Below are 23515 nucleotides of genomic sequence, written 5' to 3'. Positions count from 1 at the left end.
AGCGGAGGCTGGGGCCGGGGCGCTCRTCAGCTGTGCGGAAACGGAATGAATCGGCACGTATTCAGCAATTGTTCTTATTTGTCATCCATCTTGCGGCGATTTGCTGCATCGCATCGTTGAAACTCCTGGGCAAGCATCCAAATTTCCCTTGAGCTTCGTTGATATATCACATACCGTATGTCATCAAGATCCTTCGAAATGGATCGATGGCGTCGCAGGGCCGGTGACATGCAGGGTAGGCACCGGCCAGGCAGCAAAGCAGCAAAGGGCGAACGGGTGTCGTGACAACGGGCCAGGTCCGCGTCACAGCCTGTCGCAACCCAGTCAACGAGGAGACCAAGACATGTCTGCAGTCGCACCCACGCGGTCCGAATCCACCACGGCCGAAGACACCCTGAAGCAGAAGACCCGCGATGCCGGCGTTATTTCCGGCGGCCACCTGGTAGCGCGGGCCCTGAAGAACGAAGGCGTCGACACCATCTTCACGCTCTGTGGCGGCCATATCATCGACATTTACGACGGCTGCGTGGACGAGGGCATCCGCATCATCGACGTGCGCCACGAGCAGGTAGCCGCTCATGCGGCGGACGGCTACGCGCGCCAGACCGGCAAGCTGGGCTGCGTGGTGACCACCGCAGGTCCGGGCTGCACCAACGCCGTGACCGGCGTGGCGACGGCCTTCCGCTCGGAAAGCCCGATCATTCACATCGGCGGGCAGGGTGCCCTGTCCCAGCACAAGATGGGTTCGCTGCAGGACCTGCCGCATGTCGACATGATGTCGCCCATCACCAAGTTCGCGGCCACCATCCCCAGCACCGAGCGCGTGGCGGACATGATCTCGATGGCGGCGCGCGAGTGCTTCAATGGCGCGCCCGGCCCGTCGTACCTGGAAATCCCGCGCGACGTGCTCGACCGCGAAGTCGATGCGGCGCGCGCGGTGATTCCGCGCCCCGGCCACTATCGCGCTTCCACTAAATCGATTGGCGACCCGAAGGATATCGAGCGCCTGGCCGACATCCTGGTCAATGCCGAGCGCCCGGCGATTCTCTACGGCCAGCAGGTCTGGACCGCGCGCGGGCATGAGGAAGCCATCGCGCTGCTCAAGGGCCTGGATATTCCCGGCTACTTCAACGGCGCCAGCCGTGGCTTGCTGCCGCCGGGCGATCCGCACCACTTCGACCGCACCCGTACGCAAGCTTTCGCCAATGCCGACGTACTGATCATCGTGGGCACGCCGTTCGACTTCCGCATGGGCTATGGCAAGCGCATCAGCAAGGAGCTGACGCTGGTGCAGATCGACATGGATTACCGCACGGTTGGCAAGAACCGCGAGATCGACCTTGGCCTGGTGGGCGACCCCGGCGCCATCCTCGGTGCGGTGCTGCAGGCTGCCAGCGGCCGCATCAAGAACGACAAGCGCCAGGCGCGGCAGAAATGGATGGGCCAGCTGACCGAAGCCGAGGCCGTCGCCACCGCCAAGCTGATGCCGCTGTTCCGCTCGGAAAACACGCCGATCCATCCGTACCGCGTGGCCTATGAACTGAATGAGTTCCTGTCGGACGACACGGTCTACATCGGCGACGGCGGCGACGTGGTGACCATTTCCGCGCAGGCGGTGCGTCCGCGCCGTCCCGGGCAGTGGATGGACCCGGGCGCGCTGGGCTCGCTGGGCGTCGGCACAGGCTTTGCCATCGCCGCCGGCCTGGCCAACCCGAACAAGGAAATCCTCTGCTACTACGGTGACGGCTCGTTCGGCATGACGGCGTTCGACATGGAAACCGCCAACCGTTTTGGCGTGCCCTACCTGGCGGTGATCGGCAACAACTCCGCCATGAACCAGATCCGCTACGGCCAGCTCGCCAAGTACGGCGACGAGCGCGGCAACGTCGGCAACCTACTGTCGGACGTGCCGTTCTCCAAGTTCGCCGAAATGCTGGGCGGCTATGGCGAGGAAGTGCGCGAGCCGGGCAAGATCGCCGGCGCATTGCAGCGCGGACGCGAGGCGGTGCAGCGCACCGGAAAATCGGCCGTGATCAATATTTGGGTGGACCCGCGCGAGTACGCGCCGGGCACCAAGAACCAGACCATGTACAAATAACCGGTGGCGAGGAGACAAACCATGAACAAGGCACTGGACGGTGTGCGGATCCTGGACATGACCCATGTGCAGGCCGGCCCTTCGGCCACCCAGCTGATGGCATGGCTGGGGGCCGACGTGATCAAGGTGGAGTTGCCGGGGCGCGGCGACATCACGCGCAGCCAGCTGCGCGATGTGCCCAACGCAGACAGCCTGTACTTCACCATGCTGAACTCCAACAAGCGCAGCCTCACGCTCAATATGAAGACGCCGGAGGGCAAGGCGCTGCTGGAAGACCTGGTGCGGCGCTGCGACGTGCTGGTGGAGAACTTCGGCCCCGGCGTGCTGGACCGCGCCGGCTTCGACTGGGACCGCCTGCAGACGCTGAACCCGCGGCTGATCTACGCGTCGATCAAGGGCTTCGGCCCGGGACCGTTCGCGGACTGCAAGGCCTATGAGAACGTGGCCCAGTGCATGGGCGGCTCGGCCAGCACCACCGGCACGGCGGATGGCGCGCCGACAGTCACCGGCGCGCAGATCGGAGACTCCGGCACTGGCATCCACTGCGTGGTGGGCATCCTGGCGGCACTGCTGCAACGCGAGCATTCCGGGCGTGGCCAGCGCGTGGAAGTGGCGATGCAGGACKCCGTGCTSAAYCTGTGCCGSGTSAAGCTGCGCGACCAGCAGCGCCTGGCCGCGGGGCCGATGCGCGAGTACCCCAACCAGGAGTTCGACGACTTCGTGCCGCGCGCGGGCAATGCCTCGGGCGGCGGCCAGCCCGGCGCCGCGCTGCGCTGCGCGCCCGGCGGCGCCAACGACTACGTCTACGTGATCGTGCAGCCGCAAGGCTGGGAGCCGCTGATGCGCTTGTGCGGCAGGGAGGAGCTGATCACCCATCCGCAGTTCGCCTCGCCGGAGGCCCGCCTCAAATGCCTGGAAGAGTGTTTCTCCATCATCGAGAAATGGACGCGCACGCGCACCAAGTTCGAAGTGATGGATGCCCTCAACGAGGTCGACGTGCCGTGCGGGCCGATCCTGTCGATGAAGGACCTGATCGAGGACAAGTCACTGTACGAGCGTGGCTACCTGGTGGAACTGGATCACCCGGAACGCGGCCAGTATGTGCAACTCGGCTGCCCGATCACCTTGTCGGCATCGCCGGTGGAGGTCGAGCGTTCGCCGCTGCTGGGCGAGCATACCGAAGAGATCCTCGACTGGCTGGGCCGCACGCCCGCGCAGATCGAAGCCTTGCGCGCCGCCGGGGCAGTCTGATGCCCTGAACGTACCCGAGGCACTTCAAGCGCTTCAAGCACTTCCCGCAGTGAGTTTGCAAGCCGCCCGCCCTCGCGCTTTCGCGCAAGGGCGCGGACCGGCTCATCCCTACGCAATCCATGAACAGATGGAGACCTGACATGGCACACAACAAGGACGCGGTGCGGAAGATTCTCGCCGCCGTGAAGGAAGAAGGCCGCAATGCACTGACTGCGCCCGAAGRCAAGCTGGTGTGCGATGCCTACGGCATTTCGGTGCCGGGCGAGGGCGTGGCCAGGACGCCGACCGGCGCAGTCGAGCTGGCTGACAAGATGGGGTATCCGGTAGTGCTCAAGATCGTCTCGCCCGACATCCTGCACAAGACCGAGGCCGGCGGCGTGCTGGTGGGCCTGAAAAGCGCCGCGGATGTGGAGCGCGGTTACCTGACCATCGTCGGGAATGCGAAGAAGTACGCTCCCAACGCCARTATCGTTGGCGTTCAGGTGCAGCAGATGATTACCGGCGGGCAGGAGGTCATCATTGGCGCCGTCACCGATCCGTCCTTCGGCAAGCTCGTGGCCTTCGGCCTGGGCGGCGTGCTGGTGGAAGTGCTCAAGGACATTACCTTCCGCATGGCCCCGGCCAGCCAGGAGGATGCGCTGTCGATGCTCGACGGCATTGCCGCCGCCGAAGTGCTCAAAGGCGTGCGCGGCGCCGATCCGGCCAATCGCGAGGCGCTGGCCGGCATGATCCAGCGCGTGTCGGAGCTGGTGAGCGATTTCCCGGATATCTCGGAGCTTGACCTTAACCCGGTATTCGCCAGCAAGGACGGCGCCATTGCCGCCGACGTGCGCATCGTGGTGGACTTCGCGCCGCAGCCGGAGCGCTATCGCCCCAGCCAGGAAGACATCGTCAGGCAGATGAACCGCATCATGCGTCCCGATTCGGTGGCCGTGATCGGCGCATCAAACGAGGACGGCAAGATCGGCAACTCGGTGATGAAGAACCTGATCAACGGCGGCTACTGGGGCAAGATCTACCCGATCCATCCCAAGGGTGGCGAGATCATGGGCATGACCGCGTACAAGAGCGTGCTCGACGTGCCGGGCGAGGTGGATGTGGCGGTGTTCGCCATTCCCGCCAAGCTGGTGGCCGGGGCGCTGGAAGAGGTGGGCGAGAAGCATATTCCAGGCGCGGTGCTGATTCCCTCAGGGTTTGCCGAGACCGGCAACGTGGAAGGGCAGGAAGAGATCGTCGCCATCGCGCGCAAGCACGATATCCGCTTGATGGGGCCGAATATCTACGGCTTCTACTACACGCCAAAGAACCTGTGCGCGACCTTCTGCACGCCTTACGATGTCAAGGGCAAGGCGGCGCTGTCGTCGCAGTCCGGCGGCATCGGCATGGCCATCATCGGCTTCTCGCGTTCGGCCAAGATGGGCGTTTCGGCCATTGTCGGGCTGGGCAACAAGTCCGATATCGATGAGGACGACCTGCTTACCTTCTTCGAGCAGGACGACAACACCGAGATCATCGCCCAGCACTGCGAGGACCTGAAGGACGGCCGCGCCTTCGCCGAAGCCGCAAAGCGGGTGTCGAAGAAGAAGCCGGTGGTGGTGCTCAAGGCCGGACGCACCAGCATGGGCGCGCGCGCCGCCAGTTCGCACACCGGCGCGCTGGCCGGCAACGATAAGATCTACGAGGACGTGTTCCGGCAGTGCGGCGTGATCCGTGCGCGCTCGCTGCGCGATCTGCTGGAGTATGCGCGGGGGATTCCGAAGCTGCCGACGCCCAAGGGCGAGAACGTGGTGATCATCACGGGCGCAGGCGGCTCGGGCGTGCTGTTGTCGGATGCGTGCGTGGACAACAACCTGTCGCTGATGACCATGCCGGACGATCTCGACGCGGCCTTCCGCAAGTTCATCCCGCCCTTTGGCGCGGCGGGCAACCCGGTCGATATCACCGGCGGCGAACCGCCATCCACCTACAAGAACACCCTGCGCCTGGGCATGGAGGACCCGCGCATCCACGCCATCATCCTGGGCTACTGGCACACCATCATCACGCCACCGATGGTGTTCGCGAAGCTGGTGGTGGAGGTGAAGGAGGAAATGGCGGCGCGTGGCATCGAGAAGCCGATCGTGGCCTCGCTGGCAGGCGACGTGCAGGTGGAGGAGGCAGCCGAGTACCTGTACGAACACGGCGTGCCGTCGTATGCCTACTCCACAGAGATCCCGGTCGCGGTGCTGGGCGCCAAATACAAGTGGGCTCGCGGCGCCGGCAAGATCTGAGGGCAAGACCCAGCGGCAAGGCCGGGCCCGCCGCGCGCGGGCCCGGCTTTCGACAATGTGGGACAAGGGTGGACGCGGGCAGCATGCCGCGCCCGCCGGAGGAGTGGACTGTGCAAACGTGGATTCGCTTCCAGACCGGGGACGGGGAGATCGGTTTTGGCCGTATCGAGGGGGATCATGTCATCGAGTACGACGGCCCCGGCTACGCGCGGCCGGAACCCACCGGCGCGGCTTTGCCGCGCGAGGGGCTGCGCCTGCTGAGCCCGTGCGACCCGGGCAAGATCGTGGCGCTATGGAACAACTTCCATGCGCTGGCGCGCAAGCTCGAAAAACCGGTGCCGGCGCACCCGCTGTTCCTGATCAAGCCGGCGAGCTCGGTGGCTGGCCCGGGCGATGCCATCCTGCGGCCGCGCAGCTATGGGGGCAAGATCGTCTACGAGGGCGAACTGGGCATCGTGATCGGGCGCCGTTGCCGCAACGTGTCGCCGGAAGAGGCCGCCTCGCATATCTTTGGCTATACCGTGGTCAACGACGTGACCGCCGGAGAGATCATTGCCGAGGATCCCGCTTTCCCGCAATGGTGCCGCGCCAAGGGCTTCGATACCTTCGGCTGCCTGGGGCCGGCCATCGTCACGAATTTCGACTGGCGTGCCGCGTGCGTGGTGACGCGGCTGGACGGGGCGGAGCGGCAGAACTACCCGCTGTCGGACCTGATCTTCTCGCCTGAGCAGCAGGTCAGCCTGATCTCGCAGGATCTCACGCTGATGCCTGGCGACGTGATCGCCTGCGGCACTTCACTCGGTGTCGGATCGATGAAGGATGGCGCCGTGGTCGAGGTGACGATCGAGGGCATCGGTTCACTGGTCAACCACATGCGCGGCTGAGCGGGTGCGCGGGCGCGGGCAAGGCCAGCGCCCGGCAGGCGTCAGAGCGGCAGTGTCAGCAGCAGGGTCAGGGCGGAGGTGTCGCGCAGCCGGACGCGCCCGGCCAGCCAGCGCAATGCGTTGCATGCCGCGGCGCATCCCTTGCGCAGGCGGCGACTGAGCCCCAGCCGTGCAAGTACCCGCAGGGGGACATTCAGCACCAGTGGCACATGCTTGCGGCAGAAGGCGATCTTGCGCACATAGCCATCGACTTCCCACAGCCAGGTGGTGTCGGCGGGGAAATAGCCGATGTCGCCGGCCTTGAGCACATGGACCTGGCCRCCCGGGCTGGTTACCTTCACCTGCCCATCCAGGATAAACACGGTTTCCTCCCAGCCGTAGTACCACTCGAAGGTGCCGGTGGTGCATTCCCAGATATTGGTGGATGCCAGGCCATCGATCGCGCCCGAGTGCTGGGCGGCATGCGTCCGCGGGGCACCGGTACGGATCCAGGATGGTTCGATCGGACAGTTCTGCAATGCAAGCGCACGGGAGCTGGCGAACGTCCCCTCGCGGCGCTGAGCGCGGGCACCGGCTGGTGCGCCGGCTTCGAACATGTTCTGTCCCATGCCAGTCTCCGTTCCTGTGCGTAGTGGGCAGACCATAGCGCGCCACGTTCGCCGGCGGCAGTGCGCTGGCGCACATTCGGCGCGCGCAATACGGCACGCAGCAGGCAGAAAAGGGCGCTTTCCCGCGCCCTTTTCTGCCTGCTGCGTCGTGTCGGGCTACCGCTGCCTTAGTTCGCTTTCTGGCCCATCGCGCGAAGGTAATCGCACTTTTTGTCGAGAATCAGGCGGCTGAGGAAGTCAGCATCGTAGGCGTTGAGCAGGTGCGCGTGGTACTCCTCGATATAGCGCGCGATCCGGCTCTGTTCGCATTCGATACCGCACAGCCACGCGTACATCTCGCTGTCCCAGCGAAAGCGCAGGCCAAGCTCGGTGAATGCGGCGTTGTAGGCTGCGAGTTGCGATTCGTCGTTGGCGCGCGGGGCTGCGGCGTCGGCTTGGGCGGCGGGGCGGGCTTCGAACTGGACCTGGTTCATGATCGGACTCCTCGGGCGGCTATCAAAGGTGGGCCTGAGCTGAGGATAGGTTTGCCGATCAATTAACGATAATTAAAGTTTAACTGAATAACCATAAGTTATCGCTTATGCTTTATCAGCCTGTCCACACCGGTGATGCGCTGGATCAGGCTGGCCCCTTCTTCCATCAGGAAATGCTTGAAGGCGAGCGCCACCGGCGGCAGCCGCTTGTTTTTGCGATGCACCACATACCAGTTGAGCATTACCGGGAACCCCTCGATATCCAGCACGGCGAGATTGCCTGTCTGCAGTGCCAGCCCTACGGTATGCGCCGACAGGAAGGCGATGCCCATGTTGGCGATCACCGCCTGCTTGATGGTTTCGGTGCTCTTGATCTCCATGGCGATGCGCAGGTTGGACAGTCGCCCGGCGAAGCCTTCCTGCATGGAGTTCCAGGTGTCGGACCCTTTCTCGCGCGCGACGAAGGCTTCGTCTGCCAGAGCCGCGAGCGGGACGTTGCGCTCGCCCACCAGGCGGTGGTTGGGCGCGGCAACGATGACATAGGGGTGGGGCGCGAACGATTCGCTGATGGTGTCCATGCCTTCCGGCGGGCGAACCATCACCGCCAGGTCGGTCAGGTTGCCGGCAAGCTGGTGCAGCAATTCCTCGCGATTGTGCACTGCGAGATTGAGCGTCACGCCGGCATGCCGTTGCATGAATTCCGCCAGCAACCGCGGAAAAAAGTAATCGCCGGCGCTGATCACGGCCACATTGAGCCGCCCGCCGGAGATCCCTTTGAGCTGCGACATGGCGTCTTCCGCTTCGCGGAATTGCTGCATGATGCTGCGGCTGTAGTGCAGCATTTCAATCCCGGCCGGCGTGAGATAGATCTTCTTGCCGAGCTGTTCGAACAGCGGGAGTCCGACATGGCCTTCGAGCTGCCGCACCTGCGTCGATACCGCCGGCTGCGTCAGGTGTAGCTCTTCCGCCGCCCGCGAAAAGCTCAGGTGCCGGGCAACCGTCTCGAAAACCTTGAGCTGGCGCAGCGTCGCGTTCTTCATGCACTCATCCGCCCAATCTATAAAGGATCGTAAATGATCATAATAAAAAACTTTATGCTTAGCCGAACTTAGTTTGAACTAGCATCAGTCCACGGATGCACGTGCCGCAATGTCAGGCGCGCTCAATCAAGTAGTGACCAAGGGCTCCCCCTCACAGAGAAGCCTACCCGTCGCGCCGCAGAGCGCGATACGCACTATGCAGGAGACACGACATGGCGCATGACAATATGGCGGCCCCGGGCCGTTCGGGCTGGCTTGGCAATCGCTGGTTCCAGCTGGCAATCGGTGTGGTTTGCATGGGGCTGGTGGCGAACCTGCAGTACGGCTGGACTTTATTCGTGGGCCCGATGAATGCCAAGCACCACTGGGGCGAGTCCGCCATCCAGGTGGCCTTTTCCATCTTCATCGTGACCGAGACCTGGCTGGTGCCGCTGGAAGGCTGGCTGGTCGACAAGATCGGCCCGCGCCCGGTGGTGGCGGGCGGCGCGCTGTGCGCGGGGCTGGCCTGGGTCATCAACGCCTATGCGACGAGCCTGCCGCAGCTTTACCTCGCGGCGGTGATTGCCGGCATCGGCGCCGGCGGCGTCTACGGTACCTGCGTGGGCAATGCGCTCAAGTGGTTTCCGGACAAGCGCGGGCTGGCCGCCGGCCTGACTGCTGCCGGCTTCGGCGCGGGCTCGGCGCTCACCGTGATCCCCATCGCCAACATGATCCAGCGCTCCGGCTACGAGCACGCCTTTATCACCTTCGGCATCCTGCAAGGCATTTGCATCCTGCTGATGGCCTTGCTGCTGGTCAAGCCGCGTCCGCCCGCCGGCGCCGTGGCCGCCAAGGCGGTGCTGACCAATCCCATCGAGTTCACGCCGGGGCGGATGGTGAAGACGCCTGTGTTCTGGGTCATCTACGCGTCCTTTGTGGCGGTAGCGGCGGGCGGCATCATGGCCACCGCGCAGTTGGGACCGATCGCCCGGGACTTCGGTTTCGCATCGATGCCGGTGACGATGCTGGGATTCACGCTGCCGCTGCTTACCATGACGCTGTCGATCGATAACCTGTGCAATGGCCTGACGCGGCCGCTGTGCGGATTCATCTCGGACCGCATCGGGCGCGAGAACACCATGTTCTTTATCTTCATCGGCGAGGGGCTGTCGCTGCTCGGCCTGATGCAGTTCGGCCACAACCCGTACTGGTTCATGACGTTCGCGGCACTCACATTCCTGTTCTGGGGCGAGATTTTCTCGATCTTTCCCGCGCTGTGCGCCGACACCTTCGGCAGCAAGTTCGCTGCGGCCAACGCGGGCACCCTGTACACCGCCAAGGGCACGGCAGCGATGCTGGTACCGCTGGCCTCGGTCCTGTCGGCGCGAGGCGGGTGGGACGCGGTCTTTACGGTAGCGGCGGCCGTGACCATCGCCGCCGGACTGTCCGCCAAGTTCGTGCTGGCCCCGATGCGAAGGCGGTTTATCACCGGTCATGTCGAGTCCCTGGTGCCGGCGGCCGACAGCCCGGCCTACCTGGCGGGACTATCCCCCCGCAAGAGCGACTGAATCCCCAGCCGGGCCCGGACCGCGTCAAGCGAATCCGGGCCCGATTGCCATCACGATGCGCCGCGCCTCATGCATACAGAAGGGGTAATCATGAATATTTCGCTTCCGCAGTTGAAGGCCTTTGCCGCCGTGGCGCGACAGAAGAGCTTTACCCGCGCCGCAGCCGAGCTTGGACTCACGCAGTCCGCCATCAGCCGCAGCGTGCGCGAGCTGGAAGACGAGATCGACCAGCGCCTGTTCGACCGCACCACACGCCAGGTCGAACTCACTGATGCCGGCGAGCACCTGTCGCAGCGCATCTGCCACCTGATCGAAGAAGTCGAGCAGACGCTGCGCGAGAGCCAGGGTGCTGGCAAGCCGTGCCAGGGCACGGTGCAGATTGCGTCCGATCCGGTGTTGTCGTCGATGTCGCTGCCTGGCTGGCTGGCGGGTTGCCGGGCGGCATGGCCAGGGATTGGCATCTGCCTGAAGGACCGCTCGCACGAGTCCGTGTTGCAATGCGTGCGCAGCGGCGAGGTGGACTTCGGCATCTCCACCAATCCGGAGGCGGGAGACGATCTGTTTTGCGAAGCGCTGTGTTCGGATCCGTTTCACGCTGTGCTGCCTTCGCAGCATCCGCTGGCCTCGCGGGAGACGATAGGATGGGGCGATCTCAACGATGCCAACGTGTTGATGCTGGACCAGCACTCGGGGATCCAGCCGGCCGTGGAGCAGGCGTTTGGCGTTTATCACGTGCGCGCGGGGTCGCTGCAGGCGCTGGGGCATTTTGCGGCGATTTTCGGCATGGTGGCGTTGGGGCTGGGCATCGGGATCGTGCCGTCGCGGGCCAATTCGGCTGGCTTGAGCCCAGCTGCGGTGATGAGGCCATTGCGGCCGCAGGTCACGTCTTCGGTGATGCTGGTGCGGCGCAAGAGCCGTTCGCTCAAGCCTAATGCTGCCGCCATCTGGGATGCGCTGCGTGGGATGGAGTATGAGCAGGCGTTGGTGGCGCGGGTGGGGTAGGGCGGAGCGGCCACCGCCTGCGGGGAGCGGCACAGGGGCTGTTGCTGAGATGTCAAACTTGTTCTGATATATTACATACAGGATATTTACACATAGTGCGACGCAGCATATAATGAAAACTCCTACCCACCATCCTTACTGGAGTTTTCTGATGGACAGCGCTCTTCTTCTCGGTCTCGCCCTTGGCCTGGTTTCGCTTGGCGTCGGTGTCACCTTCCTGATCGCCACCCGCGTGCCTACCCTCGTGCTGATCCGCGCCCAGGARCACGGTCGCTTTGCCGGCCTCGGCGCGTCGCAGGAAACTGCCGGTGTTGGCCGCGCCAGTCCCGCCGCAACCGGCGTGAGTGTGCAACCTCAGTTGGCCCGCGCCTGATGTTGGCGTGGTGTGATCGGCAGAGCCCGGCTGCCGATCGCTGCCACTACGCTTTGGTTGAGGCCCTACCCGCCAAGTATGCCTTTGGGCTTGTCTGCAGAGCCACCCCGGGTTCCGTTTTTCACTTTGTTCGGTCCGATATCCTGGCGTGCCGGTTGGTTGCGACCGCCGCTATTGCGCACTGGTCTGAACGCAGCCTGCGCTACAGGCACGCGTATGCATCAAGCCTGCGCCTCTCCGCTCTTCTTTCCTGAAGGGCCAGACATTCAGCACATTCACCCGTTCGCGAGCCTGACCTTATCTAGGGACTTTCCCGAGGGTGGGTCTTGATGCTTTGGGCCCGAGCACTCCGCACGCCCCGTTTCCAATTGCGTTTACCGCTATTCCCCACGCCCCATTGATGTGGCGCGGCGCTCTAAGTCATTGATCCGTCAGCAGGCCATTCTGGCGTGGCCGCCTGCTTTGATGCGCGTGGCGCACGAGTAACCTGCGTGCCGCCTTCTGGTGCGCCACCGCGGCGCTTGCCACACGATTTCAGTGGATTCCGAGTCGCCCAAAAGCGTCTTGACTATATTGATATATCACATACTGTATAGCAATGAAACGACCGCAGTATCTGGGATGGCGCACAGGAGCGCCATCCCGAAGAGGTGTCCGAAGACGCCCTTTCCACATAAGGCGGCCCTGCCCGCCGTAAGGAGACACCAATGGAACATCAGCAAAACGCGCCCGAGTCACGCTTTGCCTCACCTTGGGTACAGCTCGTTTTTGGCGTGATCTGCATGGCGATGATCGCCAATATGCAGTACGGCTGGACGCTGTTCGTCAATCCGATCGACGACAAGTACCACTGGGGCCGCACGGCGATCCAGGTGGCATTCACCATCTTCGTCGTCACCGAAACCTGGCTGGTGCCGATCGAAGGCTACCTGGTCGACAAGTATGGCCCGCGTCCCGTGGTGGTGGGTGGCGGCCTGCTGTGCGCGATTGCGTGGGCGTTGAACTCCGTGGCTTCGTCGCTGCCGATGCTGTACTTCGCTGCGGCGGTTGGCGGGGTAGGGGCGGGCGCGGTCTACGGCACCTGCGTGGGCAATGCGCTCAAGTGGTTCCCCAACCGGCGCGGGCTGGCTGCGGGGATCACCGCAGCCGGCTTTGGCGCGGGCTCGGCGCTCACTGTGGTGCCGATCGCCAACATGATCAAGAGCAGCGGCTATGAGGCCACCTTCCTGTGGTTCGGACTGGGCCAGGGCCTGATCGTGTTCTTCCTGGGCATGGCGCTCTATCCGCCTTCTGCCAAGGTGCTGAACCAGGTCACGAGCGCGGTCAAGACCGCCGCCTACAACGCCTCGCCGCGCCAGGTSCTGTCGTCGCCGATCTTCTGGGTGATGTACGCCATGTTCGTGATGATGGCGGCTGGCGGCCTGATGGCTACCGCGCAGCTCGGCCCGATCGCCAAGGACTTCGGGCTGGATGGCGTGCCGGTTTCGCTGCTCGGCCTSACGCTGCCGGCSCTGACCTTCGCSCTGACCATCGACCGCGTGCTSAAYGGSCTGACCCGKCCGTTCTTCGGCTGGATCTCSGAYAACATCGGCCGCGAGAACACCATGTGCCTGGCTTTTGCCATCGAAGCGGTCGGCATCCTGCTGCTGGCCAGGTACGGGCAGGATCCCATCGCATTCGTGGTGCTGACCGGCGTCGTGTTCTTCGCCTGGGGTGAAATCTACAGCCTGTTCCCGGCCACCTGCGGCGATACCTTCGGTCCCAAGTTCGCTGCCACCAATGCCGGGCTGCTATACACGGCCAAGGGCACTGCGGCGCTGCTGGTGCCGTTCTCCAGTGTCATCACCGCCGCGACCGGCGACTGGCACGCGGTCTTCATGCTTGCGTCCGGCATGGCAGGGCTGTCCGCCTTTCTGGCCCTGTTCGTGCTCAAGCCGATGCGGCAGGCGCACGCCAGGAAGTACGTGCATGCCAATACCGCGGCGCCGATGGGATACCGCGCGGTGCCTGAGGACCTTACCTGAGAGGCGCGTTGGGCCGGCTGCAGGCGGTAGCTTGCCTGCGCGTGGCGGGAATAGGGATATGATCGAAGGCAACGCCCCGCCCGCGCCGCCCGCCCCCGGCAGCGCGGCCGCCGGGCGGGCAAGGCAGGATAAGACCAGAGCGGCGGGCAAGCGTGTCAAGCGCTTGCCCCGTTGCCATTCGGCACCCACGAGAGACAGTCACCGAGATTGCCATGAACCCGGTCGTCATTCCCATCGCGGTCCAGGATATCGGCAAGCAGCGCAAGCGCCGTCAACCCAAGGGGCGGCAGGCCGATCCGGCCGCGCTGGCCGAGGTGAGAGCCTTGCTGGGCGATGCCTCCCGCCGGCGCGACCTGCTGATCGAACACCTGCACGCCATCAACGACCATTACGGCCAGCTCGCCATCCCGCACCTGGTGGCGCTGGCGCACGAGATGCGGCTGTCGCAGGCCGAGGTCTACGAGGTCGCCACTTTCTATCACCACTTCGACGTGGTGCGCGAGGATCCGGATGGCGCGATCCGGCCGCCGGCGGCCGTGACGGTGCGCGTGTGCGAAGGCATCGCCTGCGAGCTTGCGGGTGCCCGCGACCTGCTCGCCAGGCTGCCGGCCCTGCTGGGCAGCGAGGTCAAGGTCGTGGCGGCGCCGTGCATCGGCCGGTGCGAGCGCGCGCCCGCGGCGCTGGTCGGACAGAATCCCGTTGATTTCGCCAGCGCGCCAGCCATTGCCGGCACGGTGGCCGCGCGCGCCGTGCGGCATAAGCCGGAAGCCTATCTGGGCTACGACGACTATCGCGCGCAGGGCGGCTACCAGTTGCTGCGGGACTTGGCGGCGGGCGAGCGCGATTTCGAATCCGTGCTTCGCACAATGGAGGATTCCGGCCTGCGCGGGCTGGGCGGAGCGGGTTTCCCCACCGGGCGCAAATGGCGCATCGTGATGGCCGAGGCGGCGCCGCGCCTGATGGCGGTCAACCTGGACGAGGGCGAGCCAGGCACCTTCAAGGATCGCGTCTACCTGGAACGGGATCCGCATCGCTTCCTGGAAGGCATGCTGATCGCCGCCGCGGTGACGCAGGTCTCGGCGATCTATCTCTACCTGCGCGACGAGTATGCCGGTTGCCGGGCGGTGCTTGGCGAGGAACTGCGCCGCCTGCATGCCGATCCGCCGGTGCCGGGTTTGCCTGACATCCAGCTGCGCCGCGGCGCCGGTGCGTATATCTGCGGCGAAGAGTCGGCCATGATCGAATCGATCGAAGGCAAGCGCGGCATGCCCAGGCTGCGTCCGCCTTACGTGGCGCAGGTCGGCTTGTTCGGCCGGCCCACGCTGGAGCACAACTTCGAGACGCTCTACTGGGTGCGCGAGCTACTGGAGAAGGGCGCGGAATGGTTCTCCGCGCAGGGGCGCAATGGCCGGCATGGCCTGCGTTCCTTTTCGGTGTCGGGGCGGGTGAGGCGGCCGGGCGTGCATCTGGCGCCGGCGGGCATCACCGTAAGGGAACTGATCGAGGAGTACTGCGGCGGCATGCAGGACGGCCACGGCTTCTACGGTTACCTGCCGGGCGGCGCCTCCGGCGGCATCCTGCCGGCGTCGCTGGGCGACATCCCGCTGGATTTCGATACGCTGCAGCCCTACGGCTGCTTTATCGGCTCGGCCGCTATCGTGGTGTTCTCCGAGCAGGACAGCGCCGTTGCCGTGGCGCGCAACCTGATGCATTTCTTCAAGCAGGAATCCTGCGGACAGTGCACGCCATGCCGCGTGGGCACCGCCAAGGCGCTGGATGTGATCGGGCAGCCGAAGTGGGACCTGCCCGCGCTGGCGGACCTGTCCGCGGTAATGCGCGACGCCTCGATCTGCGGGCTGGGGCAGGCCGCGCCCAACCCGGTGGATTGCGTGATCAAGTATTTCCCGCAGGAACTGGCCTGAGCCGCGAGGACGATATGAATGCACTGACCCGCGCCGAACGTGCGCAAGTCGAAGCCTCCTCCAGCACCACGGTGACTTTTCGCCTGAATGGCCGGGAAGTCTCCGCAAGGCCGGGCGAGAGCCTGCTCAAGGTGGCGCAGCGCGAGGGCTTTGACGTGCCGCACCTGTGCTACAAGGACGGCCTGGACACCGCCGGCAACTGCCGCGCCTGCATGGTGGAGATCAAGGGCGAGCGCGTGCTGGCGCCGTCTTGCTGCCGTTACCCGGCTCAGGGCATGGACGTCGAGACCGGCTCGGAGCGCGCGGTGCGCGCGCAGCGCATGGTGCTGGAGTTGCTGCAATCCGATATGTCCGAGGCGCACTACACGCGCAACAACGAACTGGACCAGTGGTCCGCGCGGCTGGCAGTCGGCAAGCCGCGCTTTGCGCCGCGCGCCGCGGTGCCGGCGGACTTGTCCCATCCGGCCATCGCCGTCAATCTCGATGCCTGCATCCAGTGCACCCGCTGCGTGCGCGCCTGCCGCGACGAGCAGGTCAACGATGTGATCGGCCTGGCCTTTCGCGGCGACCACGCCGCGATTGTGTTCGACATGGACGATCCGATGGGCGCTTCCACCTGCGTGGCCTGCGGGGAGTGCGTGCAGGCCTGTCCGACCGGCGCGCTGATGCCCGCGCGCGACGCGGCGCTGCCGGTGCCGGAGCGCCAGGTGGATTCGGTCTGCCCGTATTGCGGCGTGGGCTGCCAGCTCACCTACAACGTCAAGGACAACCGCATCCTGTTTGTCGAGGGACGCGACGGCCCGGCCAACCAGAAGCGCCTGTGCGTGAAGGGCCGCTACGGTTTCGACTACGCGCAGCATCCGCACCGGCTCACCGTGCCGCTGGTGCGGCGCGAGGGTGTCCCCAAGCGCGGCGATTTCGTGATGGACCCCGAACGCGTGATGGACGTATTCCGCGAAGCCAGCTGGGAAGAGGCGCTCGCGCTCGCGGGCGGCAAGCTGGCAGGCATTCGCGATACGCACGGCAAGCGCGCGCTGGCCGGCTTCGGTTCCGCCAAGGGCAGCAACGAAGAGGCTTACCTGTTCCAGAAGCTGGTGCGCACCGGCTTCGGCAGCAATAACGTGGACCATTGCACGCGGCTTTGCCATGCCTCGTCGGTGGCGGCGCTGCTTGAAGGGATCGGCTCGGGCGCGGTGTCCAACCCGGTGATGGATGTGGCTCGCGCCGAAGTGGTGATCGTGATCGGCGCCAATCCCTCCGTCAATCATCCGGTGGCGGCGAGCTGGATCAAGAACGCGGTGAAGAACGGCACCAGGCTGATCGTGGCCGATCCGCGCCGCTCCGACCTGGCCCGCTTCGCCCATCGTTTCCTGCAATTCCAGCCCGATACCGATGTGGCGCTGCTCAACGCGATGATGCATGTCATCGTGGATGACGGGCTGGTCGACAAGGCGTTCATCGCCAGCCGCACCATCGGCTACGACGAACTGCTGCGCAATGTGGCCGCCTACAGCCCGGAGGCGATGGCGCCCATCTGCGGCATCGATGCCGACACCATCCGTTATGTGGCGCGCATGTATGCCACTGCCAAAGCCTCGATGATTCTCTGGGGAATGGGCATCTCCCAGCACGTGCACGGCACCGACAATGCCCGTTGCCTGATCGCGCTGGCGCTGATGACGGGGCAGATCGGCCGGCCGGGCACGGGGCTGCATCCGCTGCGCGGGCAGAACAACGTGCAGGGCGCTTCCGACGCCGGCCTGATCCCGATGATGTACCCGGACTACCAGCGCGTCGACGATCCCGAGGCCATTACCCGTTTCGAGTCGCTGTGGGGCGTGCCGCTGGACCACCAGCCGGGGCTGACCGTTGTCGAAGTCATGCAGGCCATCGAGCGCGGCGAAGTACGCGGCATGTACATCATGGGCGAGAATCCGGCCATGTCCGATCCCGACGCCCGCCATGCGCGCGAGGCGCTGGCGGCGCTGGACCACCTGGTGGTGCAGGATATCTTCCTGACGGAGACGGCCTACCTGGCCGACGTGGTGCTGCCGGCATCGGCGTTTCCGGAAAAAACCGGCACCTTTACCAACACGGACCGCACCGTGCAGCTCGGGCGCCAGGCGATCGATCCGCCAGGGCAGGCGCGCCAGGACCTGTGGATCATCCAGCAGATGGCGGCCAGGCTCGGGCTGGACTGGCCGTACGCGAGCGTGGCCGATGTGTTCGATGAGATGCGCCACGCCATGCCCAGCATCGGCGGCATTACCTGGGAGCGCCTGCAGCGCGAGAACGCGGTGACCTACCCCTGCCGTGCCGAAGGCGATCCCGGCGAGCCCGTGATCTTCACCGACGCGTTTCCCACCGCGACGGGCAAGGCCCGCTTCGTGCCCGCCGACATCATTCCCGCCGCCGAGCGGCCCGACGAGGAATACCCGACGGTGCTGATCACCGGGCGGCAACTGGAGCACTGGCACACCGGCAGCATGACGCGGCGCGCCGGCGTGCTGGACGCGATCGAGCCGGAACCGGTGGCGCTGGTGCATCCCCTCGACCTCGCCGCGCTCGGCGGCCAGCCCGGCGACCTGGTGACGCTGGCTTCGCGCCGGGGGCAGGTATCGCTGTTCGCGCGCGCGGACGATGGCACCCCGCGCGGTGCCGTGTTCGTGCCGTTCTGCTACTACGAGGCCGCCATCAACAAACTCACCAATGCGGCGCTGGATCCTTTTGGCAAGATCCCGGAATTCAAGTACTGCGCGATCCGGATGATGCTGGGCGGAGAGATGCCGCGGCAGTCCAGCTACGGAGGCGGGCAGATCCTGGCGGGGACGATTCCGGGGACGACGCAATAGGGTAGGGCGACGCTTGGCCATTTTCCGGATTTTCGGGAAATTGATTGTTGTATTTTCCGGCTAATCAATGCAGGCAGACGGGACTACGCTATGGTCATGGCGCGGTCCCGCGCCGCTGAGAACCTGCTTGAAGGAGCCCTGCAATGAAAGCTGTTGGCCTGACCCGTTACCTTCCGGTCGACGACCCGCAATCCCTGGTCGATGTCGAGATTGCAACCCCCGTGCCTGAAGGCCGCGACCTGTTGGTCAAGGTGGCGGCGATTTCAGTCAATCCCGTGGATACCAAGGTACGGGCCCCGAAAGACAAGGTGGAGCCCGCCGTGCGCGTCCTGGGATGGGATGCCGCCGGCACGGTCGCCGCGGTCGGGCCGGATGTGACGCTGTTCAAGGTCACGGCCTGGGAAGCCTTGTTCGATCGCCTGGGCGTGTCGCCCCGGGGCGAGCACGCGGGGCGTTCCGTGCTCGTGATCGGCGGGGCAGGGGGCGTGGGCTCCATCGGCATCCAGTTGGCCAGGACCCTGGCGGGGCTGACCGTCATCGCCACGGCGTCGCGGCCCGAGTCGGCCGCCTGGTGCCGCAAGCTCGGTGCCGACCACACCATCGACCATCGCGGCGACATGCCCGCGCAACTACGCAGCCTCGGGTTTGCCGAAGTCGATTACATCCTTTGCTTCAACGATACCGACCGCCACTTCGGCACCATGGCAAGCGTGATCGCCCCGCAAGGCAAGATCTGCTCGATCGTGGAGAACAGCGGCGAACTGGCCGTGGGCGACCTGAAGAGCAAGAGCGCCACGTTTGTGTGGGAGTTCATGTTCACCCGCTCGATGTTCGGCACGCCGGACATGGTCGAGCAGCACCGGCTGCTTAACGAGGTGGCGCGGCTGGTCGATGCCGGCCGGCTGGAGACCACGCTGGGGGAGCACCTCGGGCGTATCGATGCGGCCAACCTGCGCCGGGCCCACGCCATCCTGGAGAGCGGGCAGACAATAGGCAAGCTGGTACTCGAAGGGTTTTGATGGGAGGCTGGCGGGCGGTCTGGCAACGGGGGGCTGGCCGGCACGCCGGCCAGCGTTTTCTGTCCGATAAGCAATTAACCGCCAGGAATTTTCCCCAGCCACCAATAGTGGGTATGTGGCATGCCACATACCCACTTAGCCGACAGGATTGCTGCGGCGAACTGGCGAGGAGGGGCAGTTTCCCGCTAGTTTGGCCGGTCCAGGTTCAGGCTTGGGCTTCGACCTCGGCCATGCGCGCCGGCACACCGAGGGACGATGTGCCGACAGTGCCGCCGATGAACGCCACCATGCGCGCGATGACAGCTGCGTCATGTAGCACGCGGCGATGCCCGAGCCCGTCCGTGGCCATCAGTTGCGCACCGGGCCAGGCGCCGGCAATTGCCGCGCCGTTTTCCCAACCCACTTCCTTGTCCTGGCGGTCGTGGATCACCAGGGTCGGTGGGACCGGCACGGCGTTGCCGAGCGCGGGGACGTTGAAGGCCGACCACGGCATGCCCAGCCAGCGCTCGCTGTTGCGCTGCATGCGCGCGAGCACACCGGGGCCAATGCCCAGCCGCCAGGCCAATGCCGCGGCGGCGTTGTGCATGTCCGCCGGCGGGCCGATCATCACGGCAGCCTGCAGGTGCAGGCCTTCGCGCATGGCCAGCGCCAGTGYGGCGCTGCCGAGCGAATGCGCGATCACGGCGTGGACCGGTCCGGCATGCCATGCCGTGGCCAGCAGCGCGCGCGACATTTCCACGACGGAGCTCTGGCCAGTGCCACGCGCGCCCGCGTCGGAGCCGCCGTGCGATAGCGCGTCGAAGGCCACCACGCGCATGCCTGCGGCCAGCAGCGGCGCGACCAGGGGCTGCCATTGCGCCGCATGGCMGCCCCAGCCGTGGGCCAGCAACACCGTGGGGCCCTCGCTGCCCCAGCGATAGACACGCACACGCCGGCTCGCTCCCTGGCCGGTCACCAATGCCCAGTCAACGCGGGCACGGGCAAGCAACTCCCGGCCCGCGCCATCGGGGGCTTTGCCATGGGGGGGGCGGAACCAGGCGCGTTCCAGCGCGCGCGCGGCGCCGGCGGGGTAGAGGAGGCCGGCCAGTTGCCAGCCAAGGCGCGCCCAGCGCATCGGGCTGCTTGGTACCGGCGCGGCTTGCCGGGTTTTGGTGGATGGGTAAGTCGCTTGCGTCACGGCGGGCATCTCCAGCAAATATTTGCAATGTCCTGAGTGGGGTCTGCGGTTTCGGGGGCCGTGGCATCCGGTAAGACCGACCAGTCGTGCTATTTTTTATTTCAAAAAAAGACGACGTCCGGTCGTCCCGTATTTCGCCCTGATTTATCTCATGCGGCGTCGCGGCGTCTCGCAGGCGGTCCCGTAAGTGCCGCGCTACTTGCGCTCCGGTTGCGCCACCTCGGCACGCCTGAGCAGGGCTTCGAAGGCACGGCGCGCCATGATCTCGGTGTCCTCACGGCCCAGCAGCTTGAAAGACTGCTGAAACGACATGCCGATGCCAACCATCTCGAAGGCGAATTGCCGCGCGTCTTGCGCTTGGGAAAGGTCGCCTTCCTCGATGGCGTCGGTCACGGCCCGGGCGATGAGGCTGTGCCAGTCCTTCAGCGATTGCACCACCTGATCCCTGATGGTGCCTGGGCGGTCGCGGTATTCCTGGCCCAGCGCCATGAACAGGCAGCGGCCCCTGTTGACGGATCCGCCAAGCCAGAGCATGTAGCCTTCGAAGAGGGCTTGCACCCGCCGCGAGCCCCTCGGCTGACGCATGGCCGGCCGGATGACGACATCGGAGAAGCGCTCTAGGGCCAACGCCAGGACGGCTTCCTGCAATGCCTCCTTGGACTTGAAGTGGGCATACAACCCACTTTTCGACATACTGGTGTCGGCCGCCAGCGTGGCGAGCGATAACTGCTCGAACCCCACCTGCGCGGCAGTGTCCAGGGCTTGCTCGATGATGGCTGCGCGGGTGAGTTGACCTTTTTGCATTCGGCAAGAATAGCACGACCGGTCGGTTTGTCAATATTGTGTTAGTGCGCTCTCGTCAACCTAAATCCCGGCCGTCCGTTATGTCACCACGGAGGCAGAAAATTGTGCTTTATTGGACCTATTGACAGGCGTGGATATGCCTGCTTCAGGTACTCTCAAGAAATCTGCACAAAGTGTTGCGCTGATTACATACGGAACGCTTTGCGTGCTCTATACTCGAATGCACGTCCGCGCACTTTTTTTTCACTGGTGACTGGAGACCGACATGAACAGTACAGCCGTGCCTAGAGGCGCTAGCGAACCGTTCCGGCAACTGCGGGCGTTGCGCCGAGCGCGAAAGCTCAAGCAGGAAGACGTCGCCCGTAAGGCCGGGATCTCCCGGGAAGCCTACTTGCGGGCCGAATCGGGTCAAGCCGACCCCCGCATGTCGACTTTCCTAGCGGCTTGCGAGGCGCTGGGCCTGGAAGTGGTGCTGGCTCCCCAGCATCTTGCAGCAGACGTCAACGCATTTATTGCCAGCCGCAATGGCGGTGTCACGGCCGCTTCCATGGCCGGACAGGCGCCTGCCGCGACACCCACCGCCGCCACCAGCCCTGCACCGGCCACCCCGGTCAGCACGGGCTTCGCGTCGGGCCCGGGCGAAGGTCACAAGCCAGCCTGAGTGTTCGTGCTGGTCCCGCTTTCGGGACGGGCCGGCGCACGCTTGCCATACCTTCAGCGGGCACACCCCCCTGTGCCCGCTGAAGGAGTTTTGYCCGCCTGCCTGGCATGGCCTGGTGCCAGCCTGGCTGGCTGACGCTTGCCCTCTTTTGACGGCTTCGGCCCCTGCGCCGTGGCTGGCCTGTCGGCTATTGCCCGCCGCCTTCCGGCGTTCTCCCCGTGTTCTCCCGTGTTCTCCGTATACGCCTGAGCATCTCCGCGCACCGCCTCGTCACGTGCTGTCTCGTGCCGCGCCGTGCTCCCGTCGCTGTATTTCACGCCTAACCTAGAAGCCTGAGCCATCCGGATTTCTCGGCCGTCAGCCGGTCTGCGAGCAGGATGCGGGTTTGACACGTCCGCAGGCTCGGATTACGATATGGTAAATGAATTACGGATTGTGTAATTTAAGGTGATGTTACCAGCCCGCCAGAATGCTGGAAGCGCACCGGCGGTGTAATTCACCAGGCGCCACTAGAAAGAACGAGACAGGAGCAGCCATGAGCAAGGCCTTTGCATCGCAGGCGGATCTGCAGGAAAAGCAGGTCACCTTCACCAAGCTGTCGGAGAACGCTTACGCGTATACCGCGGAAGGCGATCCGAATTCCGGCGTGATCATCGGCGACGACAGTGTGCTGATCGTGGATACGACCGCTACGCCGGCAATGGCGCAGGACCTGATTGCCCGCATCCGCGCTGTTACCGACAAGCCCATCAAGCATGTGGTGCTGTCGCACTATCACGCTGTGCGGGTGCTGGGCGCTTCGGCCTACTTCAGGGAAGGTGCGCAAAACGTGATCGCCAGCCGCGGCACCTACGAGATGATCGTGGAGCGCGGCGAAGCCGACATGAAGTCCGAGATCGAGCGTTTCCCGCGGCTGTTCGCGGGTGTCGAGACCGTGCCTGGACTGACCTGGCCCAACGTGGTGTTCGAGCGCGAATTGACGTTGTACCTGGGCACGCTCGAAGTCAAGGTCATGCACCTCGGAGCCGGTCACACCAAGGGCGATACCGTGGTGTGGATTCCGTCGCAGAAGATCCTGTTTTCCGGCGACCTCGTCGAGTACGACGCGGCCTGCTATTGCGGCGACGCGCAGCTCGAGGAATGGCCGGCTACGCTGGAAGCGCTGCGCGCACTGGACCCGGTGGCGCTGATCCCCGGCCGAGGCCCGGCGCTCACCGATCCCGAACTGGTGGGGCGCGGCCTGGACTACACGCGCGACTTCGTCAGCACGCTGCTGCAGCGAGGCAAGGAAGCCGTGGCGCAGAAGCTCGACCTGAAGGGCGCCATGGCGCATACCCGCGCTGCCATGGACGACAAGTTCGGGCAGGTCTTTATCTATGAGCACTGCCTGCCCTTTGACGTGGCGCGTGCCTACGACGAGGCCAGCGGCATCAAGCATCCGCGTATCTGGACCGCGCAGCGTGACAAGGATATGTGGGCGGCGCTGCAGGAGTAGCGCGCGGCCGGGGAT

Annotated in this window: 18 protein-coding genes; 13 read left to right on the top strand and 5 right to left on the bottom strand. The window is 65.1% G+C overall.

What is annotated here, in order from left to right; all coding sequences use genetic code 11:
• The first annotated feature begins 343 nt into the window (after positions 1-343).
• From AC1DKD_RS17780 to AC1DKD_RS17765, 4 genes are all read left to right on the top strand, one after another.
• Positions 344-2098, top strand: coding sequence for a thiamine pyrophosphate-binding protein (locus AC1DKD_RS17780; protein ID WP_035862722.1), 1755 nt, complete (start codon positions 344-346; stop codon positions 2096-2098).
• A 21-nt stretch (positions 2099-2119) separates the two neighbouring features.
• Positions 2120-3349, top strand: coding sequence for a formyl-CoA transferase (gene frc, locus AC1DKD_RS17775; RefSeq protein ID WP_477143527.1), 1230 nt, complete (start codon positions 2120-2122; stop codon positions 3347-3349).
• A gap of 140 nt (positions 3350-3489) precedes the next feature.
• Positions 3490-5619, top strand: a complete 2130-nt coding sequence (locus AC1DKD_RS17770) for an acetate--CoA ligase family protein (protein WP_477143526.1) — start codon at positions 3490-3492, stop codon at positions 5617-5619.
• Positions 5620-5729: 110 nt separating this feature from the next.
• On the top strand, positions 5730-6503 hold the full coding sequence (locus AC1DKD_RS17765; RefSeq protein ID WP_441630632.1) for a fumarylacetoacetate hydrolase family protein: 774 nt from the start codon (positions 5730-5732) through the stop codon (positions 6501-6503).
• A 41-nt stretch (positions 6504-6544) separates the two neighbouring features.
• Here the strand turns inward: AC1DKD_RS17765 and AC1DKD_RS17760 are convergent, their stop codons facing one another.
• The 3 genes from AC1DKD_RS17760 to AC1DKD_RS17750 all read right to left on the bottom strand — a co-directional run bounded on the left by AC1DKD_RS17760 (position 6545) and on the right by AC1DKD_RS17750 (position 8624).
• Positions 6545-7111 (bottom strand): cupin domain-containing protein, encoded by a 567-nt coding sequence (locus AC1DKD_RS17760; RefSeq protein WP_441630630.1) that lies wholly within the window; start codon positions 7109-7111, stop codon positions 6545-6547.
• A gap of 167 nt (positions 7112-7278) precedes the next feature.
• Complete coding sequence (locus AC1DKD_RS17755; RefSeq protein ID WP_441630628.1) at positions 7279-7584, bottom strand: HAD family hydrolase; 306 nt, start codon at positions 7582-7584, stop codon at positions 7279-7281.
• Positions 7585-7682: 98 nt separating this feature from the next.
• Positions 7683-8624 (bottom strand): LysR substrate-binding domain-containing protein, encoded by a 942-nt coding sequence (locus AC1DKD_RS17750; RefSeq protein ID WP_477143525.1) that lies wholly within the window; start codon positions 8622-8624, stop codon positions 7683-7685.
• Between the two features lie 212 nt (positions 8625-8836).
• Here AC1DKD_RS17750 and oxlT (AC1DKD_RS17745) point away from each other — a divergent pair, with 212 nt between their 5' ends.
• The 7 genes from oxlT (AC1DKD_RS17745) to AC1DKD_RS17715 all read left to right on the top strand — a co-directional run bounded on the left by oxlT (AC1DKD_RS17745) (position 8837) and on the right by AC1DKD_RS17715 (position 19363).
• Positions 8837-10171, top strand: coding sequence for an oxalate/formate MFS antiporter (gene oxlT, locus AC1DKD_RS17745; RefSeq protein WP_477102566.1), 1335 nt, complete (start codon positions 8837-8839; stop codon positions 10169-10171).
• A gap of 90 nt (positions 10172-10261) precedes the next feature.
• Complete coding sequence (locus tag AC1DKD_RS17740) at positions 10262-11173, top strand: LysR family transcriptional regulator (RefSeq protein ID WP_441630622.1); 912 nt, start codon at positions 10262-10264, stop codon at positions 11171-11173.
• A gap of 151 nt (positions 11174-11324) precedes the next feature.
• Entirely contained in the window at positions 11325-11546 is a 222-nt protein-coding gene (locus tag AC1DKD_RS17735) for a hypothetical protein (protein ID WP_441630620.1), read from the top strand.
• A gap of 707 nt (positions 11547-12253) precedes the next feature.
• On the top strand, positions 12254-13570 hold the full coding sequence (gene oxlT / locus AC1DKD_RS17730) for an oxalate/formate MFS antiporter (protein ID WP_441630618.1): 1317 nt from the start codon (positions 12254-12256) through the stop codon (positions 13568-13570).
• Between the two features lie 212 nt (positions 13571-13782).
• Complete coding sequence (locus AC1DKD_RS17725; protein WP_441630616.1) at positions 13783-15492, top strand: NADH-ubiquinone oxidoreductase-F iron-sulfur binding region domain-containing protein; 1710 nt, start codon at positions 13783-13785, stop codon at positions 15490-15492.
• 14 nt (positions 15493-15506) lie between these two features.
• Positions 15507-18344 (top strand): formate dehydrogenase subunit alpha, encoded by a 2838-nt coding sequence (gene fdhF / locus AC1DKD_RS17720; RefSeq protein ID WP_441630615.1) that lies wholly within the window; start codon positions 15507-15509, stop codon positions 18342-18344.
• Positions 18345-18487: 143 nt separating this feature from the next.
• Positions 18488-19363 (top strand): zinc-binding alcohol dehydrogenase family protein, encoded by an 876-nt coding sequence (locus AC1DKD_RS17715; RefSeq protein WP_477143524.1) that lies wholly within the window; start codon positions 18488-18490, stop codon positions 19361-19363.
• Between the two features lie 205 nt (positions 19364-19568).
• Here the strand turns inward: AC1DKD_RS17715 and AC1DKD_RS17710 are convergent, their stop codons facing one another.
• Both AC1DKD_RS17710 and AC1DKD_RS17705 read right to left on the bottom strand, forming a co-directional pair.
• Complete coding sequence (locus tag AC1DKD_RS17710) at positions 19569-20477, bottom strand: alpha/beta fold hydrolase (RefSeq protein ID WP_477143530.1); 909 nt, start codon at positions 20475-20477, stop codon at positions 19569-19571.
• Positions 20478-20735: 258 nt separating this feature from the next.
• Entirely contained in the window at positions 20736-21344 is a 609-nt protein-coding gene (locus AC1DKD_RS17705; RefSeq protein ID WP_441630611.1) for a TetR/AcrR family transcriptional regulator, read from the bottom strand.
• Positions 21345-21609: 265 nt separating this feature from the next.
• On the opposite strand from AC1DKD_RS17705, the gene AC1DKD_RS17700 reads away from it, so the two are divergent.
• Both AC1DKD_RS17700 and AC1DKD_RS17695 read left to right on the top strand, forming a co-directional pair.
• Positions 21610-22005, top strand: coding sequence for a helix-turn-helix domain-containing protein (locus AC1DKD_RS17700; RefSeq protein ID WP_081862071.1), 396 nt, complete (start codon positions 21610-21612; stop codon positions 22003-22005).
• A gap of 535 nt (positions 22006-22540) precedes the next feature.
• The gene (locus AC1DKD_RS17695) at positions 22541-23500 is read left to right on the top strand and encodes an MBL fold metallo-hydrolase (protein ID WP_428178644.1); all 960 of its coding nucleotides are present in this window, start codon (positions 22541-22543) and stop codon (positions 23498-23500) included.
• The last annotated feature ends 15 nt before the right edge of the window (positions 23501-23515 follow it).

It is taken from the genome of Cupriavidus sp. 05T313 (assembly GCF_056396665.1).
Note: the sequence above shows the minus strand (reverse complement) of the source record. Positions and strands in the feature narration are given on the sequence as shown.

Excerpts from the sequence above, each read along its gene's own strand:
- AC1DKD_RS17780 (WP_035862722.1), top strand. The coding sequence starts at position 344 with ATGTCTGCAGTCGCACCCACGCGGTCCGAATCCACCACGGCCGAAGAC.
- AC1DKD_RS17755 (WP_441630628.1), bottom strand. The coding sequence starts at position 7,584 with ATGAACCAGGTCCAGTTCGAAGCCCGCCCCGCCGCCCAAGCCGACGCC.
- AC1DKD_RS17750 (WP_477143525.1), bottom strand. The coding sequence starts at position 8,624 with ATGAAGAACGCGACGCTGCGCCAGCTCAAGGTTTTCGAGACGGTTGCC.
- oxlT (WP_477102566.1), top strand. The coding sequence starts at position 8,837 with ATGGCGCATGACAATATGGCGGCCCCGGGCCGTTCGGGCTGGCTTGGC.
- AC1DKD_RS17740 (WP_441630622.1), top strand. The coding sequence starts at position 10,262 with ATGAATATTTCGCTTCCGCAGTTGAAGGCCTTTGCCGCCGTGGCGCGA.
- AC1DKD_RS17725 (WP_441630616.1), top strand. The coding sequence starts at position 13,783 with ATGAACCCGGTCGTCATTCCCATCGCGGTCCAGGATATCGGCAAGCAG.
- fdhF (WP_441630615.1), top strand. The coding sequence starts at position 15,507 with ATGAATGCACTGACCCGCGCCGAACGTGCGCAAGTCGAAGCCTCCTCC.
- AC1DKD_RS17715 (WP_477143524.1), top strand. The coding sequence starts at position 18,488 with ATGAAAGCTGTTGGCCTGACCCGTTACCTTCCGGTCGACGACCCGCAA.
- AC1DKD_RS17705 (WP_441630611.1), bottom strand. The coding sequence starts at position 21,344 with ATGCAAAAAGGTCAACTCACCCGCGCAGCCATCATCGAGCAAGCCCTG.
- AC1DKD_RS17700 (WP_081862071.1), top strand. The coding sequence starts at position 21,610 with ATGAACAGTACAGCCGTGCCTAGAGGCGCTAGCGAACCGTTCCGGCAA.
- AC1DKD_RS17695 (WP_428178644.1), top strand. The coding sequence starts at position 22,541 with ATGAGCAAGGCCTTTGCATCGCAGGCGGATCTGCAGGAAAAGCAGGTC.